The organism is Phenylobacterium sp., from assembly GCF_028290885.1.
Taxonomy (GTDB): Bacteria; Pseudomonadota; Alphaproteobacteria; order Caulobacterales; family Caulobacteraceae; genus Phenylobacterium.
In genome coordinates this window covers 34,504-51,609 of the sequence record NZ_JAQGIZ010000286.1, presented here as the reverse complement: position 1 = coordinate 51,609, position 17,106 = coordinate 34,504, and the positions used below count along the sequence as shown (strand labels likewise).

14 protein-coding genes are annotated in these 17,106 nt (G+C 69.2%); 10 read left to right on the top strand and 4 right to left on the bottom strand.

Annotated elements, in window-relative coordinates; all coding sequences use genetic code 11:
* Positions 1 to 119 precede the first annotated feature (119 nt).
* Both JWP28_RS18850 and JWP28_RS18845 read left to right on the top strand, forming a co-directional pair.
* Entirely contained in the window at positions 120 to 1,145 is a 1,026-nt protein-coding gene (locus JWP28_RS18850) for a hypothetical protein (RefSeq protein ID WP_299545369.1), read from the top strand.
* A gap of 88 nt (positions 1,146 to 1,233) precedes the next feature.
* Positions 1,234 to 2,475 (top strand): hypothetical protein, encoded by a 1,242-nt coding sequence (locus tag JWP28_RS18845; protein WP_299545367.1) that lies wholly within the window; start codon positions 1,234 to 1,236, stop codon positions 2,473 to 2,475.
* Here the strand turns inward: JWP28_RS18845 and JWP28_RS18840 are convergent.
* Positions 2,472 to 3,263, bottom strand: a complete 792-nt coding sequence (locus JWP28_RS18840; protein ID WP_299545365.1) for a DUF6270 domain-containing protein — start codon at positions 3,261 to 3,263, stop codon at positions 2,472 to 2,474. The genes JWP28_RS18845 and JWP28_RS18840 overlap by 4 nt on opposite strands.
* 239 nt (positions 3,264 to 3,502) lie before the next feature.
* Between JWP28_RS18840 and JWP28_RS18835 the strand changes: the two genes are divergently transcribed.
* From JWP28_RS18835 to JWP28_RS18820, 4 genes are all read left to right on the top strand, one after another.
* Positions 3,503 to 5,230 (top strand): type I secretion system permease/ATPase, encoded by a 1,728-nt coding sequence (locus tag JWP28_RS18835; RefSeq protein ID WP_299545363.1) that lies wholly within the window; start codon positions 3,503 to 3,505, stop codon positions 5,228 to 5,230.
* A complete protein-coding gene (locus tag JWP28_RS18830; RefSeq protein ID WP_299545361.1) occupies positions 5,227 to 6,597 on the top strand; it encodes an HlyD family type I secretion periplasmic adaptor subunit in 1,371 nt (456 codons plus the stop codon). The genes JWP28_RS18835 and JWP28_RS18830 overlap by 4 nt, the downstream gene beginning before the upstream one ends.
* A gap of 216 nt (positions 6,598 to 6,813) precedes the next feature.
* Entirely contained in the window at positions 6,814 to 8,790 is a 1,977-nt protein-coding gene (locus JWP28_RS18825) for a calcium-binding protein (RefSeq protein ID WP_299545359.1), read from the top strand.
* 91 nt (positions 8,791 to 8,881) lie between these two features.
* Complete coding sequence (locus tag JWP28_RS18820; protein ID WP_299545357.1) at positions 8,882 to 10,537, top strand: glycosyltransferase family 4 protein; 1,656 nt, start codon at positions 8,882 to 8,884, stop codon at positions 10,535 to 10,537.
* A 142-nt stretch (positions 10,538 to 10,679) separates the two neighbouring features.
* Here the strand turns inward: JWP28_RS18820 and JWP28_RS18815 are convergent, their stop codons facing one another.
* The 3 genes from JWP28_RS18815 to JWP28_RS18805 form a co-directional block, all read right to left on the bottom strand.
* Entirely contained in the window at positions 10,680 to 11,450 is a 771-nt protein-coding gene (locus tag JWP28_RS18815) for a hypothetical protein (RefSeq protein WP_299545355.1), read from the bottom strand.
* A gap of 63 nt (positions 11,451 to 11,513) precedes the next feature.
* On the bottom strand, positions 11,514 to 12,509 hold the full coding sequence (locus JWP28_RS18810; RefSeq protein WP_299545354.1) for a M23 family metallopeptidase: 996 nt from the start codon (positions 12,507 to 12,509) through the stop codon (positions 11,514 to 11,516).
* Positions 12,510 to 12,571: 62 nt separating this feature from the next.
* Entirely contained in the window at positions 12,572 to 13,312 is a 741-nt protein-coding gene (locus JWP28_RS18805; protein ID WP_299545352.1) for a sulfotransferase domain-containing protein, read from the bottom strand.
* A gap of 189 nt (positions 13,313 to 13,501) precedes the next feature.
* On the opposite strand from JWP28_RS18805, the gene rfbF reads away from it, so the two are divergent.
* The 4 genes from rfbF to JWP28_RS18785 are packed head-to-tail and all read left to right on the top strand — an operon-like array spanning position 13,502 to position 17,083.
* Complete coding sequence (rfbF, locus tag JWP28_RS18800) at positions 13,502 to 14,269, top strand: glucose-1-phosphate cytidylyltransferase (protein WP_299545350.1); 768 nt, start codon at positions 13,502 to 13,504, stop codon at positions 14,267 to 14,269.
* Complete coding sequence (rfbG, locus tag JWP28_RS18795) at positions 14,257 to 15,318, top strand: CDP-glucose 4,6-dehydratase (RefSeq protein WP_299545348.1); 1,062 nt, start codon at positions 14,257 to 14,259, stop codon at positions 15,316 to 15,318. Before rfbF ends, rfbG begins: the two co-directional genes overlap by 13 nt.
* Complete coding sequence (locus tag JWP28_RS18790) at positions 15,315 to 16,553, top strand: class I SAM-dependent methyltransferase (protein WP_299545346.1); 1,239 nt, start codon at positions 15,315 to 15,317, stop codon at positions 16,551 to 16,553. The genes rfbG and JWP28_RS18790 overlap by 4 nt, the downstream gene beginning before the upstream one ends.
* Entirely contained in the window at positions 16,553 to 17,083 is a 531-nt protein-coding gene (locus tag JWP28_RS18785; RefSeq protein WP_299545344.1) for a dTDP-4-dehydrorhamnose 3,5-epimerase family protein, read from the top strand. Before JWP28_RS18790 ends, JWP28_RS18785 begins: the two co-directional genes overlap by 1 nt.
* The last annotated feature ends 23 nt before the right edge of the window (positions 17,084 to 17,106 follow it).

Below are 17,106 nucleotides of genomic sequence, written 5' to 3'. Positions count from 1 at the left end.
GCGCTGGCCGCGGCGCTGGAAAGCGGCGGCCTGGCGGGCCTGGCGCGCGCGCAACGCAAGCCGCAGCTCTACGACCTGGCGTTCAGCGCGCTGACGGTCGACCTCCTGGAGGGCCGGGCGTGAAGGTGCTCTGCTATTCCAGCTTCACCTTCTCCTACCTGAACCGCGCCCGCGTGCTGTTCCAGACGCTGCGCCGCTTCCACCCGGACTGGGAATTGGTGGCCCTGATCACCGACCGCCCGCCGCAGGGCTTCGCCTTCGATCCCGCCGCCGAGCCGTTCGACCGCGTGGTGTGGGCGGAGGACCTGGGGATCCCCGACTTCCAGGGGTGGCTCTTCAAGCACGACGTGGTCGAGGTCTGCACCGCGGTGAAGGGCCCCTTCATGCTCCAGGCCTGCGACTCGGGTGCGGAGGCGGTGATCTACCTCGATCCCGACACAGCCCTGTTCGGCAGCCTGGCCCCGCTGGAGGCGTGGCTGGAAGACCACGATATCCTGCTCACCCCGCACCTGGTCGATGCGAACGACACGGCCGAGGCGATCCGCGACAACGACCTTTCGGCCTCGCGCACCGGCATCTTCAACCTGGGCTTCGTGGCGGTCCGCACGCGGGGCGAAGGCGCCCGTTTCGCCAGCTGGTGGAACGACCGGCTGCTCGACTGGTGCTACGACGACATGCCCAACGGCATCTTCGTGGACCAGCGCTGGTGCGACCACGTCCCGGCGCTGTTCGACAAGGTGAAGGTGGTCCGCGACCCCGGTTACAATGTCGCCAGCTGGAACCTCAGCACCCGGACGGTTTCTGTACAGAAGGACGGGCAGGTCACCGTCAACGGCCAGCCGCTGCGCTTCTGGCACTTCACCAAGCTGGGGCCGATGGGCGACGCCATGACCAAGAAGTACGGCGGGACCAACTTCCCGGTCTACGAGATCTGGAGCTGGTACAAGCGCCAGGTCACCGAGGCGACAGACGCGGCGATCCCGGAGCGCTGGTGGGCGTATGGGGCCTATTCGGACGGGGCGCCGATCGAGAAGGCGCACCGGGTGCTCTACCGCGAGCGCGCCGACCTACAGGCCGCCTTCCCCGATCCCTTCCAGGCGAGCGAGGGCGGCTATCGCCAGTGGCTGGAGCGGGAAGGCCTCTGAGCCGCTTGCCTTGACAGGCTCGGGCGCGCACCCGAGACAACCCGTTCAGATCAACGGGAGGGGCCGCAGCAGAGTCGCGGCCGCAGATTTGGCCAAGACCGCCGCGCCACCGCCGAAACCCGCTGAACCGCGGGCCGCCACCCAGGCCGCGGCCGGCGTCGCCCAGAAGGCTGCCGCCGTGGCGCAGAAGGTCGCAGGCCTGCGCGCCGACCTGGCCCTCGCCCACGAACTCGCCCACCGGGCGCAGGTGCGCGAGGCGCTGACCCGCACCGAGCTGACGCTGGCGCTCACTGAGGCGCTGAAAGGCCGTGCGGAGGCGCAGGCCTCGGCGCGCCGGCTGGCCGTGCAGCGACACCTGGAACATGCCTCGCCGCGGCCAATCCGCCGCCACGGCAGGTTTCAGCGGGGAATCGACCGCCTGCTGCTGCGGCTGGGGCGCGCAGGCCAAGTGCGGCTGATCGCCGACGCCGGGGTCTGGCGGAACGGAGACCCGGGCGCAATGGCCGCCTATGTGCGGCGCGGGGCCGATCCCACGGCGGTTCCGGCGACCCTGTTCGACCAGGCCTGGCACCTGGAGACCTATCCCGAGGTCGCCGCCTCCGGGCTTTCCCCACTGGTGCATTATCTCGTTCGCGGGGCGGCGCGCGGCCACAGTCCGCATCCGCTGCTGCACGCCGACTACTACGCGGCGCAGAACGCTTCGGCCCTTCGCGGGGCGCAGGTTTCGCCGCTCGAACACTTCCTTCGCGAAGGCGCAGCCGGCGGGCGCAATCCGCACCCGCTGTTCGACGTGCTGCACTATGCGGCCCAGGGCCCCGGTCTCGCCGCGGACGAGGACCCGGCGTCGCACTATGTCCGCACGGGCTGGCGCGACGGGCTCTCGCCGCATCCGCTGTTCGACGCCGCCTGGTACCGCCGCCAGATGCCGCGGCAGGCGGCCGAGACGCCGCCCCTCGTGCATTACCTGACCACGGGCTGGCGCGAAGGCCTGACGCCGCATCCGCTGTTCGACCCTCGATGGTACGTCGAGCAGAACCCGGACGTGGCGGAGATCGGGACCGAGCCCCTGACGCACTTCCTGATCGGCGGCGCGGCCGAGGGCCGCAGCCCAAGCCCCTGGTTCGACCTGCCCCACTATGTGGCGGCGCGCGGCGAGGCGCTCGATCCGGCCGCCAACCCGCTGGTCGACTACCTGCAGGGCGGCGCCTGGGCGGTCGCCGAGGCGCGGCCGGGCTTCCCCACCGCGGCCTACCTGGCCGCGACCCCGGAACTGGTGGGGCAGGGCATGACGCCGCTCGAGCACTGGGCGCGCAAGGCGGCCAAGCCCTAGGCTGGAATCCGCGCCCCGATCCCGAGGGCGGCGAGCTGGCGCCAGATCTCTGCGTAGTAGTCCTGCACGTAGTGGAAGGGGCTCACCCCCCACTGGTGGGCGTCGTCGGCCAGCCGCTGCCGGGGCGCCTCGACCCGCGCCATCGGCGGCATCAGCTCGGCGAAGGCGGCCTCGTAGCGCGCCAGCAGGGCGTTGTGCGCGCACACGTCCGCGGCTTGTCCGGGGAGGATCTCGACGCCCTCGAGCGGCGCGTCGCGACCGCTGGCCAGGCGCCGCCGCTCGGCCCAGCGGGCGGAGTGCAGGATGAGCCGCGCCTCGGCCAGCGGCGTCGCCCGGACGAAGGCGGCGAGTTCGCCGGCCGCCTCCAGCCATAGCCGCTCACCGGCGGCCGAGAGCCGCGGGACCGGCCGGGCGCCGCGCAGCGCCGGCTGCGCCAGATAGCCGCTGGCCTCCAGCTCCCAGCTGTAGGTGACGAGGGTTCCCCTGGCTGAGAGCAGGTCGAACCGCTCGTCGATGAAGTCGAAGATTAGGTGCGTCGGGCGAAAGGCCACCAGGCTCGCCAGCGCGGTCTTGCAGAGGTCCGCCACCAGCGACCGGTGCGGTTGTGGACGCAGCCCCCGCGGCGGCCCGGCGGCGGGGTGGAAACTTTTCAGGGGTGTGGCAAAAAGGCTCGGAAGGCTGGTTCGCGAGACGTAGAGGATATCAGGCTGCGGATCGGTAACCCTGTCGCCACGGAACCGCCACACATCCCTCGTTATGCAGCTCCCGACAATGGCGACCCTCGACATTCCAACTCCTGGCGCTGCTGCTTCGCGCGGCGAGACGCCTTCTAGCACGGGCGGCGCGCGCCGTTGGAGGCGCAGCATTGACATCGGCAGCATTGACATCGCAAGGGCCCCCGAGCATCTCTGCGCCCGCTTCGGACGCCGCGCGGTCGCTTAAGAACCTAGCTCCGCGTTCACCTTTTTAGGTCACCTTTCAGATATAGCTTCTGACGGCACGGGACGGACGGCACAGCTTATCGCGCATGAAAATATTCAGCTTTCTCAGCAATCAGCCCGACAACGTGCTGACTCGCGCGCTTTCCGATGGAAAGCATCCGTTCGCCGTGGCCGCGGCGTTCAGCTTCTTTTCGAACGTCCTCTACCTGGCGTTGCCGCTGTACACCTACCAGGTCTACGGCCGGGTGATGGTCAGCCAGAATGTCCCCACCCTGATCGTCCTGACGTTGATCACCCTGTTCGTGTTCGGGGTTTCCAGCGCGATCGATGATTACCGCGCGCGGATCCTGATCAACTACGGGGTGATGCTCGACCAGCGGGTCTCGGGGAAGGTGTTCTCGGCCCTGTTCGACGCCTCGGTGCGGGGCGACACGGGCGCCCGGGCCCAGGCCCTGCGCGACCTCGACCAGTTCCGCCAGACCCTGACCGGGATCGCCGCGGCCGCCTTCTTCGACGTGCCCTGGATCCCGGTGTTCCTGATCGCGCTGTTCATCATCGATCCGTGGGTCGGCATCGTCACCACCGCGGGCGCCGTGGCGCTGCTCGGCCTGGCGCTGCTGCAGGAGCGGACCATCCGGCCGATCCAGCGCGACGCCGGCGATGCTCAGCTTCGCAGCTACGCCTTCACCGACGCCGCGCTGCGCAACGGCGAAGTGGTGCGCGCCATGGGCATGCTGCCCACGCTGGGCGCGTCCTGGGCGGGCCACCGCGCGGTCACCATCGAACGCGGCGCGGCGGCGGCCGAGAATTCCAACGTCTTCACCGACATCATCAAGGCCGTCCGTATGGGCATCCAGGTGCTGATCATCGCGATCGGCGCCTACCTGATCATCAAGGGCAAGCTCCACCAGGGCATGCTGTTCGCCAACATGATCCTGGCCAGCCGGGCGCTGCAGCCGATCGAGAAGATCGTGGGCTCCTGGGATCCGCTGAACAACATGGTCAGGGCGCACGGCCGGCTGATGCAGCTGCTGTCGAAGGCCGAGCCCTCGATGCCCGCCACCGCGCTTCCGCGGCCCAGCGGCCGGCTCGCGGTCGAGACGCTCAACTATGCGCCGCCCGGCGCGAACAAGCTGCTGCTTGCCAACATCAATTTCACGCTCGAACCCGGCGAGATCCTCGGCGTCATCGGACCGTCCGGGGCCGGCAAGTCGACCTTGGCGCGGCTGCTGGTCGGCATCTGGCGCCCGGTCAACGGCGTCGTGCGGCTCGACGGCGCGGACGTCTTCGCGTGGGATCGCGCGGACTTTGGTCGCCACGTGGGCTACCTGCCGCAGGACACCGAGCTGTTCGCGGGCACCATCCGCGACAACATCGCGCGCTTCCGCTCCGACGTGAGCGACGAGGACGTCGTGAAGGCCGCCCAGCTGGCCGGAGTGCACGAACTCATCCTGCGCCTGCCGAAGGGCTATGAGACCGATGTCGGCGACGGCGGCCACACCCTGTCCGCCGGGCAGCGCCAGCGGGTCGGGCTGGCGCGCACCATGCTGGGCAATCCGGCGTTCATCGTGCTCGACGAACCGAACGCCAGCCTCGACGCGGAGGGCGAGGACGCGCTCCTGCAGGCGCTTGACGCCATGAAGGCCAACGGCGCCACGGTGGTGATCATTTCCCACAAGCCTTCCATCTTCCGGGCCGCGGACCGGATGCTCGTTCTTCGCGAAGGCCGTATCGAACTGTTCGGCCCGCGCGACCAGGTGATGAACCGACTGATGAAGCCGACCGAAGTCCGCGCTGTGGAGGCTGGCCGATGAAACTCGACCTCACCCCCGTCCGCTCCTCCTACGTCGCTCCGACGTTTGGCGGCGACGAACTGCTGCCGATCGATCCGGCGCTGCAGCGGCGCATGCGCCGGCCGATGATCGTCGGCGCGGCGATCATCGGGGTCCTGGTCCTGGGCCTGGGCCTCTGGGCCTCCCTCACCCCGCTCGCGACCGGCATCACCGCTTCGGGCGAGGTCCGTGTCGAATCGAACAAGAAGACCCTGCGGCATCGGGAGGGCGGCACGGTTCGCCAGATCCTGGTCCAGGAAGGCCAGCACGTCCGCGCCAGCCAACCGATGATCCTGTTCAACGATGTCGAGGCGCGCGCGAGTTACGACGTCCTGCAGAACCAAGTGGACAGCCTGCAGGTCCAGGCCGCGCGGTTCACGGCCGAGGCGACGAATCGCCCGACGCTGGAGTTCCCGCCGGAGGTGATGGGCCGGATGTCGGACCCGCGCGTCGCGGGGATGGTTCGCGACCAGCAGTTCCTGTTCACCACGCGTAGCCAGCTCTTCGAGAGCCAGAACTCGGTGCTGTCCCAGCGGCTCGACCAGATTCAGACCCAGGTTGGGGGCCAGCAGGCGCAGGTCGCCTCCGTCGACGAGCAGATCTCGCTGACCAAAGAGGAGATGGCCGGCTACCAGACCCTCTACGACAAGGGCTTCGCGCCCAAGCCGCTGATCCTGCGCTACCAGCGCTCGCTGGCCGACCTGCAGGGCCGGAAGGGCTCGTTGCTGTCCGACATTGCGCGGCTTCGCCAGCAGGGGGGCGAGACGCGGATGCAGGTCTCGGCCAACCGCGACACCCGCACGAGCCAGGCCGCCGAAGGCCTGCGCGACGCCCAGACGAAGCTCGCCGACACCCTGCCGCGACTCGCGGCCGCGAAGGAGATGCTGGACGCCACGGTGGTCCGCGCGCCGGTCGACGGCTACGTCTTCAACCTCACCCAATTCACCGTCGGCGGCGTCACCGGGCCCGGCGAAGTGCTGCTCGACGTGGTGCCCGCCAATGCGCCGATCGTGGTCACTGCGATGATCGAGCCCAAGGACATCGACAAGATCCGTGAGGGCATGGATGCGCAGGTGCGGTTCACCGGACTGAACCAGCGCTGGCACGGGCCGATGAAGGCCAAGGTGGTGCTGGTTTCGGCCGACAAGATCGTCAACGAGAAGTCCGGCGCGTCCTTCTACCGCGCCGATCTGAGGATCGATTCGAAGGAGCTGACGAAGCTGAAGCGCAGTGCTCAGATCACGCCTGGAATGCCGGCTCAGGTGATGGTCGTGACGGGTGAAAAGACGGTCATGGGATCGCTGATTTCGCCGATCACGGACACCCTTCACGGGGCGCTCCACGACTGACCGATGCGTCTCGGTAACAGGGGGCTAGTCTAAGGATTCCAGGGCCTTTTTGCTGTTGCGTAAATCACGGGCTTCCGATACGTCTTCCCTCGGGCTCGTTTAACCTTCGCCGCAGCCACGCTATGGCGCTTGGGATAAATGGACCGTCGGGACTGCTCCATCGGGGATGGGGGTCAGGCGTGCCGGGGGTCCGTGTGACACAGACTGGAGAGATCTATGGCGACTTATCTTTTTGAGACAATCACGGCTGCGCAGGCGCTCACCTTCAGCAGCACCGCCGATACGCTGGTGTTCAGCAACGCGACGTCTTCCGGATCGAAGATGTCGGTGCTTTACAACGCAGCGACGGCCACTACGACCCCCACGGTGACCATCACGGACCTGGTGACGGCTCATGCGGTGGTGTTCGGGACGGGCGTCTACGGTGAAGGCGAAGCCAGCCACACCACCCCGATCTTCTCGGACGGCTCGACGCTCATTGTCGGCGACAACGTCTTGGGCGATGGGGCTGCCGGCACCGCTGTCGGCACCAGCAAGACCGACGGCCTGTTCGGCGGCGACGGCAACGACACCCTGCAAGGGTCTTCTGGCGGCGACGTGCTGCAAGGCAACCAGGGCAACGATTCGCTCTGGGGCGGCGACACCGCTGGCACGACCGCTGACGGCAACGACACGATCTACGGCGGCCAGGGCAACGACACGATCAACGTTGGCGACGGCAACAATTTCTCCAACGGCAACAAGGGCGATGACACGATCACCGCCACTGCCGCCGGCACCGGCACCAACATCCTGCTCGGCGGTCAAGGCAATGACAGCATCATCGGCGGCGCTGGCAACGACATCCTGAGCGGCGACCTGGGCAACGACACCCTGTCGGGCCTCGGGGGCAACGACAGCCTGGCTGGCGTTGACGGCAACGACGTCATCACCGGCGGCGCCGGCAACAACACCATCGACGGCGGGGCCGGCAACGACGTCATCTCGAGCGGCGGCGGCGCTGGCACCAACAACATCGTCGGTGGCGATGGCGACGACACCATCACGGTTCTTACCAGCACCACCGGCAACGCCTTTGTCGCAGGGAATGCCGGCAACGACATCCTCGTCGATCACGGGTCCGGCGCCGACACCCTTCTGGGCGGCCAAGGCACCGACACGATCAGCATCGACGGCGGCGGCAACGACCTCGTCGATGGCAACCTTGGCGCTGACACGATCACCGCCACGGCGGCGGCGACCGGCAACCTGACTGTGCTGGGCGAAGACGGCAACGACGTCATCGACCTGCATCTCGTGGTGGCGACGAGCCAGAGCGACCGCATCGACGGCGGCGCGGGCAACGACACCATCACCGGCAGCGCCGGCAACGACGTCATCATCGGCGGCGAGGGCGCGAACGTCCTTTCCGGCGGCGGTGGTCAGGACAGCTTCACCGCTGGCGCCGGCAACGACGCCATTACGGGCAGCTCCGTCGCGGGCGGTGACACGATATCCTCGGGCGCCGGTGACGACACCATCACCGGTGGTGGCGGCAACGACCACATCGACGCTAGCGACGGCAATGACACCGTGGTGGTCGGCGCGGGTGACGTAGTCGTCACGCTCGGCGCCGGCGACGACACGATCAGCGGCGGCACCACCGGCAAGGAAAACGTCGATGGCGGCGCCGGCAACGATCTGATCACGACGGGCTCCGGCACCGACACGATCACCGGCGGCGCCGGCAACGACACGATCACCGGAGGCGGCGGCCAGGACACCCTGACCGGCGGCGCGGGGAACGACGTCTTCGTGTTTAGCACGACCTCTGTCGCCACGACGAGCGCACCGATCGTCACTGGCGACTCCTCGACCGTCGCCGGCTCCGGCGACCAGATCAAGGATTGGGAAGGCGGTACCTCGGCTGCGCCGCTCGACCACCTGCACTTCACCCTCGCCGATCACACAACTGGCTTGGGTTCGGCCACTTCGGCCAACTACGTCGAGGTCAACGCGACGGACTATGCGCAGGCGGCTTCGCTCGCCGGCGGCTTCTTCACCGGTACGGTCCACTACGTGGTGGCCCAGGTCGGGGCGGACGTCGTGGTCTTCGCCGACACCAACCCCAGTGGTGGCCTGGACACGGGTGACGACGCGGTGGTGCTCGTCGGCCGGTCGCTGACCGACATCGACGTCACCAACATCATCTAAGCCTCGGCTTTGGTGTGAGTTTGGGGCCGCCCTTCGGGGCGGCCCTTTTCTTTTGTGGCGTTCAGGAAGGGGCGCGAGGCCCGGGCGTGCGATGACCAACGCTGCGATCTACATGCATCCCAATGGGTTCGACACGACCGGCGGGCGGCTCCTCGGGCGGCACTCGGCGGGCGAAAGCTTCCTGCGGGGCTTCCTGCGCCACGCCGACGTGGAGCGGTTCTATTTCTGGCACGCCGGCGCATCGACCATCACCGAGCTGCAGGCGCTGGTCGAACGCATCCAACCGACCGAACGGCCGAAGACCTGGATCACCACGACCAATCGCCCCGGGATCGGCCAGGTGGGCGTGCTGAACCTCCCCGGACCCAATCTCGGCGAGGAGGCGTGGGCCCGCCGTATCTACGGCGCCAACAGCTATTCGATCTGTGGCCTCACGCACACCACCGCCACCGCACGGGTGATGGACCTCCTCTCGCAATATGCGACCGCGCCGCTGTCAGATCACGACGCGCTGATCTGCACGTCCTCGGCGGTCCGCGACAGTGTCGAGCTCCAGCTCGCCGGCATCCGCGAACACCTCGCCGAGGCGTATGGCGGGCCGCGGCGAGGCGCCGAGGTCCAGCGCGTGACGATCCCGCTCGGCGTCAACGCGGGCGAGTTCGAGACCACGGCCGAGCAGCGGAAGGCCTGGCGCGAGCGCCTGGACATCCCCGAGGACGCCGTGGTCGCCCTCTACGTCGGTCGCTTCAACACCCGCGAAAAGATGAACCCCGCGCTGATGGCGCTGGCCCTGGAAAAGGCGGCCCAGGCGACCGGCCAGCCGATCTATTGGGTGAACTCCGGCTGGGCGGAATCGGAGGCGGAGGGCGTGCGCTATCACGAGGGCGCCCGCGCGTTGTGCCCGTCCGTCCACTACCGCGAGGTCGACGGCCGGCCGCCTGACGTCCGCTTCTCCATCTGGTCGGTGGGCGACTTCTTCATCAGCCTGTCGGACAACATCCAGGAAACCTTCGGCCTGACCCCGGTGGAGGCCATGGCCGCGGGCCTGCCGTGCGTCGTCACCGACTGGAACGGCTATCGTGACACCGTCGGCCACGGCGAGCACGGCTTCCGCATCCCGACGATCGCCCCGGCGCCCGGCGACGGCATCGATCTCGCCTATTGGTACGCCAACAACTGGATCGGCTATGTCGACTATGTCGGGGCCGCGAGCCAGTTCGTGGCGATCGACTTCGCCGAGTCGACGGCGGCCATCTCCGCCCTGGTGCAGAACGCCGACCTTCGCCGAAGGCTCGGCCAGCAGGCCCAGGCCCACGCCAGGGCGATGTTCGACTGGTCGCAGATCATCCCGCAATATCAGGCGCTCTGGGCCGACCTGGACGCGCGCCGCCGCCGCCGCGCGCCGGAGCCGTCGATGCGCGACAACCCCTACCGGCCAGATCCCTTCCGGCTGTTCGGCGGCTATCCCACGCAGCATCTGGCCACGGGCTGGACCGTGCAACTGGGGGCGTCCGTCACCTGGCCCGACGCGAAGGCGCTGCTCTCCCGTCCGCTCACGAACTACAGCTATTTCAACCGGCCCAGCCTGGAGGAGGCGGAGACGATCGTCGCCTGGCTCGCCGAGCGGCCCGGGGCCAAGGTCAGCGAACTCGTGCAGATCTTTCCGGCGCAACGCCGGTCCGCCATCGCCCGCGGCCTGCTGTGGATCGCGCGGTACGGGGTGATCGTGTTGCGCCCGCCCGGCTGACGGCCCGAAAACGCGAAGGCCGGGCAACGGACCTTGCGATCCGCTACCCGGCCAAAGCGACACAGCCATGGAGAGCTAGGCTGACAAGCGACACTAGCCCAGAGCGTCACCGCGCGGAAGCCGATCCCCGATCACTTAACGGTTAAGCGGTGTCTGTTTCGCGGACGAGCGCGGCCGCGCGCAGGGCGTTCGCACGGACCTCGTGCACGAACCGCTCGCCAATCGCGTTGACGACGATGTTGTGGCCGCTGCCCTCCGCCGCCTGATGAATCCGCACCATGCCGCTGGCGCGCAACAGGTCCCGGTCGTGGGCGCTCGTAAGCGAAGGCCAGGTGTCCATGGTCCGCATGGGCAGCAGCGGCGACTCCGCGACGATAGCGTCGGTCGGAATGCGAATCCCGCGCGCAAGATGCTCGTAGTCGACGTTGTCGACGCCGCCCGGGCGGATGCCGAAGATGGAGGTCAGGAAATCGGCAAGCGGCATGTTGTCCGGGTTCGCGGTCAGCTTCTCTTGCGCATAGGCCTGGAACGGCCACAGATCGCGGGTGTTGAAGAACGGCTCCTGGGCGATGTGCCGGACGATGTTCGGCGCGCGCAGCCCCAGGGTCACCAGGCACCCGGTGGACACGCCATAGGCGACGATCGGCTGCGTCGGCAGCAGCACCCCGATAAGCTCATCGAACGCGGCGGAATAGCTTGCCGGAAGATGGCGGTCGAACGAGGGCGAGCGCATCCCGGGCAAACAGCCCACGATGACGTTGTCGTTCGGGTGCTTGTCGACCAGGTCATGCAGGTAATCCGCCGGCGGAAAGGCTCCACCCACCGCCAGCAGCGTCGCCCGAGGGCGGCCGGCGTGCAGGCGCCCCACGACGAGAAGCGGCCCGAAGCGGGTCTGAACGGTCAGTCGATCCATGGGGCCGGTGGGCGCGCTCTCGCAAAGGTCGCTGCGTGATCTAACGCAAGTCGCCCATACCGCCTAGATGGTCGCGCTGAACCGCCGCGAGACGGCCACGGCGCCCGCACGGTGTACGCGGACCTCGGCGGCGTAGGCGCCGTGCGGCCAGCCGCCGGGCGGCGGCTTCTTGCCGGCGTAGGCGACGTACTGGGCCTTGCCGGTGGCGAGTGGGGCGAGCTGGCTCTGGACCAGGGTCTCGCCGTGCGGACCGGTCAGGACGAGCTCGATGCTGTCGCCGGGGTCCAGCCCGATGAGACGCGCATAGGCGATCAGCGGAGCCGCGGCGCTGGGGCCCGGAATGCCGCCCGCCTCGACGTTTTCCATGGTCACCGGGCCCGAGGCGAAGCCGACATTCAGCACCGCGCCGGCCTTGTAGCCCAGCTGGCGCAGCGCCGGCGCGCTCCAGAGGGTGGCGGCCTGGGCGCGGCAGGCGGCCGGGTTGGCCATGTCCGGGGCGAAGGGATCGACCACCTGGCCCGCGTGGCGAACCGTGAAGTGCAGGTGCGGGAACTCCGTGTCGCCCGAGAGGCCGACGTGGGCGAGCGGCTGGCCGGCCGCCACGGTGTCGCCGACCTTCACCCGGACGCTACCGCGCGCGACGTGGCAGTACTGCGTCTCCCAGCCGTTTCCGTGATCGACGACCACACCGTTGCCGCACTCCTGGCCGGCGACCGGGGACGCCCCCGGCGCGTGGACCGAGATGTCCTGAACCCCGTCGCGCAGGCGCGCGACACGGCCGGGCGCCGCGGCCAGGACGTCGACGCCGGCGCGCTCGGCGGCCATGTCCAGCAGCCGGATGTCGACGCCGTTGTGGCCCTGGTAGGTGCGATGTCCGCAGCGGTAGTCCAGTGCGCCAGGGCCGGGATCGCGGTCGACGTAGTGCTGCACCTCGCAGGTGCGGCCGATCTGGCAGGCGAGCGGCAGGACGAACTTCGGCGCCTCGGGCGCGGCGCGCAGCGCGGCGAGCGGGGCGAAGGCGAGGGTCAGGCCGAACAGGGCGAGCGGGGCCGGGCGCATGGCGGGTCCTTCGGGCGGCGGTCGCGGCAAACCTCGCGGGCGGCCGCGACGAAACTATGGCCTCAGCCGAAGCGGACGCCGGTGAGGTCCGCCAGCCGCGCCAGGTCGCGCGCGTAGACCCCGCGAAGGTGGTCCATGTCGGCGACGGTCAGCGCCGAGCCGTAGTCCATCTCTCGGCCGACATGCGCCTCGCGCGCCGCCGGCGCCGCGGCGGCGGACAGGCCCAGGAAACCACGGACCTGCGAGAGGGCTGGGCCGGGATCGCGGCGCAGGTCTTCGGCGCGCAGCACCAGCACCTGATCGCGGGGAAAGAGGCCGTAGAGCCGTTCGATCTGCTCGCCGTAGAAGCCGCGCTCGACGTAGGAGAGCTCCCGGTGGAAGCCCCAGGGGTCGGCGGCGAACAGCCGCTGGCGGCCCTCACGGACGCACCAGGCGAAGGGCCTGGTCTCCACCCCGCGGGCGTATTCCATCTTCCAGTGCGACCAGGCCCGCTCCACCGGATCGCGCAGCATGACGACCAGCTTGATGGCCGGGTTGTAGGCGCGGATGCGCTCGAGGCTGCCCGGCCAATAGAGGTAGATCGGCGTCGCCTCGCCGCGCGGCCGCCCATCGAAGGGATCGAAGTTGGCGTGGTAGGCGCCGTAGTCCGGGCGGGCCCAGTCCTGCCCCTCGTCGTCGAAGAAGTGAACCTCCTTGACGCGCGACAGCGACAGCTCCGGCGCCTCGCCCAGATAGTCGAAGAGGGCGGTGGTGCCGCCCTTCTGCACGCCGGCGACGATGAAGGCGACGCGGTCCTCAGCCATGGACCCTCACATCCCCCGGCGGGCGCGACGCCGCAAGGCCCCAGGGCCCCAGGGCCCCAGGGCCTCAGGGCCCCAGGGCCCCAAGACCTCACGACGCTCGGGCGACCATTGGCGCTTCATCGCGCCGGAGGTACGCGATATGAGGAGCGGCGGTTCGCAGGGGCGCGGCCGGCGAGAGGCTTCGACGCGATGAAGACGGTGATCCTGGCGGGCGGCCTCGGCACGCGCATCTCGGAAGAGAGCCACCTGAAGCCCAAGACGATGATCGAGATCGGCGGGCGGCCGGTCCTGTGGCACATCATGAAGCTCTACTCGCACTACGGCTTCAACGACTTCATCGTCTGCCTTGGCTACAAGGGCTACGTCATCAAGGAGTATTTCTCGAACTATGTGCTCCACAACGCCGACCTGACCGTCGACCTGGCGAAGGGCGAGATCGAGTACCACGCCACCAACCACGAGCCCTGGCGGGTGACCCTGGTCGACACCGGCGCCGAGACCATGACAGGCGGGCGCCTGAAGCGGGTCGCGCGCTATCTCGAGCCGAACGAGCCCTTCTTCCTGACCTACAGCGACGGGGTGGCGGATCTCAACCTGCGCGCGCTGGCCGACTTCCACCGCAGCCATGGGCGCGACGCCACCGTGACCGCCGTTTCGCCGCCGGGCCGGTTCGGCGCCCTGGAGATCGTCGACGGCCAGGTGGAGCGATTCATCGAGAAGCCGCCCGGCGACAACGGGCTGATCAACGGCGGCTTCTTCGTTCTACAGCCAAGTGTGATTGATCGCATCTCCGGCGACCGGACCATCTGGGAGCAGGAGCCGCTGGTGGGCCTGGCCCATGACGACCAGCTGATGGCGTTCCGGCACGACGGATTCTGGGCGCCGATGGACACCCAGCGCGACAAGAACATCCTCGAGGCCATGTGGGCTTCGGGGGAGGCGCCGTGGCGGCGCTAGATCGCGCCTTCTGGCGCGGCCAGCGGGTCCTGCTGACCGGCCACACCGGCTTCAAGGGCTCCTGGGCGGCGGTCTGGCTCGAGCGCCTCGGGGCGGAGGTCACGGGCCTCGCGCTGGCGCCGGACCAGAGCCCCAGCCTGTTCGAACTTGCCGGCGTCGAGACCCTGACCCGCTCGCTGGTCGTCGACCTCCGCGACCGGGCCGCGGTGGAAGCCGCGCTGGCCGGCCGCAGCTTCGACCTGGTCCTGCACATGGCCGCCCAGCCGATCGTGCGCACGGCGATCGCCGAGCCGGTCGAGACCTTCGCGACCAACGTCATGGGTACGGTCCACCTGCTGCAGGCCCTGCGCGTGCAGGCCGCGCTCAAGGCCGCGCTCGCGATCACCTCCGACAAGGTCTACGCCAATGCCGAGACCGGCCGGGCCTTCGCCGAGGGCGATGCGCTGGGCGGCAAGGATCCCTATTCCGCCTCCAAGGCCGCGACCGAGATTGCCGTGCAGAGCTTCGCCAAGAGCTATTTCGAGCCGGCCGGCGTGCCGCTGGCCACGGCGCGGGGCGGCAACGTCATAGGCGGCGGCGACTTTTCCCGCGACCGCATCGTGGCCGACATCGTCCGCGCCGCCCGCAGCCGGCAGCCGGTGGTGCTGCGCCATCCGGAGGCGACGCGGCCCTGGCAGCACGTGCTGGACTGCGTGGCGGGCTACCTCGTCTACCTGCAGGCGCTGGCGACCGACCCGGCGACCCCTCGCGCGCTCAACTTCGGCCCGCGGCCCGGCGGCCCGGCGGTAACCGTGGGCGAGCTGGCGACGCTGGGCGTCGAGGCGCTGGGCGCCCAGCCCTGGCGCCACGAGCCGGACCCCAAATCCCTGGAGGCCACATCACTCGCCATTGACGCGGGATTGGCCCGGCGGACGCTTGGCTTCGAGAGCCGGCTCGACGCGCCGAAGGCCGTGGCGCTGACCATGGACTGGCACCGCCGGCAGGCGAATGGCGAGGACGCCCTGGCCTTGTGCCGGGAAGAGATCGCGGCTTACGAAGACGCCGCATGACCCCGCCGCTCTGCCGATTCTGCCGCACACCGCTCGTCGACACCTTCATCGACCTCGGCCGACAGCCCCTGGCCAACAGCTACCTCACGGCCGAGCAGCTGGCGGCGGGAAACGAGCCGGCCTATCCGCTGCATGTCCGCGTCTGCCACGAGTGCTTCCTGGTGCAGGCCGACGACGCCGTGCCGGCCGACGCCATCTTCGACGACGCCTACGCCTACTTCTCATCCTACTCCACCAGCTGGGTGGAGCACGCCCGCCGCTATGCGGCGGCCATGGCCGAGCGGTTCGACCTGGGCCCGGAGTCCCTCGTCGTCGAAGTCGCGAGCAACGACGGCTATCTGCTGCAGCACTTCGTCGAGATGGACATCCCCGTCCTCGGCGTCGAGCCGACTGCCAACACCGCCGAGGCCGCCCGGGCGCGCGGCGTGCCCACCGAGGTGATGTTCTTCGGCGAACAGACCGGCCAGCGCCTGGCCGCGCGGGGCTACCGCGCCGACCTGATGGCCGCCAACAATGTGCTGGCCCACGTGCCGGACATCGGCGACTTCGTGGCCGGCTTCCGCGAGCTGCTGAAGGACGAAGGCGTTCTGACCTTTGAATTCCCGCACCTCCTGAACCTGATCGAGAAGGTGCAGTTCGACACCATCTACCACGAGCACTTTTCCTACCTCTCGCTGCTGGCCGTGGAGCAGGTGCTGCGGGCCAATGGGCTGAGACCATTCGATGTCGAACGACTTTCCACCCATGGCGGATCGTTGCGGCTGTTCTGCTGCCACATGGGCTCGGGCCACGAGGAGACCGAGGCGCTCGTGACGCTGCGAGAGGATGAACACGCCGCCGGCCTCGACCGGATCGAGAGTTACGCAGGGTTCGCCCCGAGAGTCGAAGCGGTGCGCGACAGCTTCCGCGCCTTCCTGGCGGTTGAGAAGGCGGCGGGCCGGCGGGTCGCGGCCTACGGCGCGGCGGCGAAGGGCAACACCTTCCTGAACTACTGTGGGACGACCACGGACGATGTCGTCGCCGTGTTCGACGCGAGCCCGGCCAAGCAGGGCCGCTTCCTGCCGGGCAGCCACCTGCCGATCCTCGCGCCCCAGGCGGTGCGGGAGATCCGGCCCGACGACCTGCTGATCCTGCCCTGGAACCTGAGGGACGAGATCATGGCGCAGATGGCTTTCATCCGCGACTGGGGCGGCCGCTTCGTCACCGCCTCGCCGCAGACCAGGGTCTTTCCCTGATGCGGTTCAGCGAGACGGGCATCGACGGCGTCGTGGTGATCGACATAGAGCCCCGCGAGGACGCGCGGGGGGCCTTCGCGCGCCTGCAGTGTCCGGACGAGTTCGCCGCCGCCGGCCATCCGTTCGTCCCCGTCCAGACCAGCCTCTCGCGCAACCCGCATCGCGGGACCCTGCGCGGGATGCACTACCAGCGGGCGCCGCACGCAGAGACCAAGCTGGTGCGGGCCGTCCGTGGACGGATGTTCGACGTGGCGCTCGACCTGCGCACGGACAGCCCCAGCTACCGGCGCTGGACCTCGGCTGAGCTGTCGGCGGAGAACGGCCGCGCGCTGCTGATCCCGCAGGGCGTGGCCCACGGCTTCCTGACCCTGGAGCCCGACACCGACATGCTCTACCAGATCAGCCCGGCCTTCCAGCCGGGCCACGAGGCCGGCGTCCGCTGGGACGACCCGGCCTTCGCCATCGCCTGGCCGGCCGCCCCGCAGGTCATCTCCGCGCGCGACGCCGGCTACCCCGATCACCAGGGCTGAGATCGTGCGCACGATCTGCTAGA

What these genes read in the sequence shown, in the direction of transcription:
- JWP28_RS18840 (WP_299545365.1), bottom strand. Translation starts at nt 3,263, where the DNA reads ATGTCGAGGGTCGCCATTGTCGGGAGCTGCATAACGAGGGATGTGTGG.
- JWP28_RS18835 (WP_299545363.1), top strand. Translation starts at nt 3,503, where the DNA reads ATGAAAATATTCAGCTTTCTCAGCAATCAGCCCGACAACGTGCTGACT.
- JWP28_RS18830 (WP_299545361.1), top strand. Translation starts at nt 5,227, where the DNA reads ATGAAACTCGACCTCACCCCCGTCCGCTCCTCCTACGTCGCTCCGACG.
- JWP28_RS18825 (WP_299545359.1), top strand. Translation starts at nt 6,814, where the DNA reads ATGGCGACTTATCTTTTTGAGACAATCACGGCTGCGCAGGCGCTCACC.
- JWP28_RS18820 (WP_299545357.1), top strand. Translation starts at nt 8,882, where the DNA reads ATGACCAACGCTGCGATCTACATGCATCCCAATGGGTTCGACACGACC.
- JWP28_RS18815 (WP_299545355.1), bottom strand. Translation starts at nt 11,450, where the DNA reads ATGGATCGACTGACCGTTCAGACCCGCTTCGGGCCGCTTCTCGTCGTG.
- JWP28_RS18810 (WP_299545354.1), bottom strand. Translation starts at nt 12,509, where the DNA reads ATGCGCCCGGCCCCGCTCGCCCTGTTCGGCCTGACCCTCGCCTTCGCC.
- JWP28_RS18805 (WP_299545352.1), bottom strand. Translation starts at nt 13,312, where the DNA reads ATGGCTGAGGACCGCGTCGCCTTCATCGTCGCCGGCGTGCAGAAGGGC.
- rfbF (WP_299545350.1), top strand. Translation starts at nt 13,502, where the DNA reads ATGAAGACGGTGATCCTGGCGGGCGGCCTCGGCACGCGCATCTCGGAA.
- JWP28_RS18790 (WP_299545346.1), top strand. Translation starts at nt 15,315, where the DNA reads ATGACCCCGCCGCTCTGCCGATTCTGCCGCACACCGCTCGTCGACACC.
- JWP28_RS18785 (WP_299545344.1), top strand. Translation starts at nt 16,553, where the DNA reads ATGCGGTTCAGCGAGACGGGCATCGACGGCGTCGTGGTGATCGACATA.